Annotated in this window: 1 protein-coding gene; it reads right to left on the bottom strand. The window is 40.9% G+C overall.

Annotation, left to right across the window (positions count from 1 at the left end):
• Window positions 1-635, bottom strand: a 635-nt coding sequence (locus tag HMPREF9443_RS06160) for an IS256 family transposase (RefSeq protein ID WP_009145685.1), incomplete at both ends; no start/stop codon positions are given.

Below are 635 nucleotides of genomic sequence, written 5' to 3'. Positions count from 1 at the left end.
AGCCAATGCTCTGACGGAAAATCCATATAGGTCAAGGTTTCCTCTAAACCATTTTCTAGTTTGTCTGCAGCCTTGTTAAGTTTCATCTCACGTAATCTGGAAATTACTGATTTTGCCTTTTCTTTAGCTGCTGCTTTATTCTCCTGAGCATGAATTGCTTTGAGCATCTTGGCAACTTCCTTGACAGTTTTACGTGGTACTACAGAGAATATATTACGGTACATATGCACCGTGCAGCGTTGGTATCTGGCATTTGGAAACACTTCACCTATGCTTTCTACCATGCCTAAATTTTTATCGCCAATTATAAGTTTTACGCCATCTAAGCCACGGCTTTTCAGCCATACAAAGAAATTTTTCCAGCTTTCAGTATCTTCTTTGAGGCCCTCGGCTGTACCTATAACTTCTCTGTATCCGTCTTCTGTGACGCCAATAGCAACTAATACAGAGGCGTTTTCAAAGGAGCCTCCCCAACATCTTTTTAGAAAAATACCGTCTACAAAGACATAGGGGTACTTTTCTGTAAGCTTCCTGGAGCGCCATTCTTCAATTTGAGCAAAGCATTTTTGATTCAGATTGCTAATGGTTCCGGCTGAAACCTTCTGTCCCCAGAGAATCTCTGTAATACTTTCAAC

Origin of the sequence: Phascolarctobacterium succinatutens YIT 12067, assembly GCF_000188175.1 — a bacterium.
Taxonomy (GTDB): Bacteria; Bacillota; Negativicutes; order Acidaminococcales; family Acidaminococcaceae; genus Phascolarctobacterium_A; species Phascolarctobacterium_A succinatutens.
This window is presented reverse-complemented; position numbering and strand designations above follow the sequence as displayed.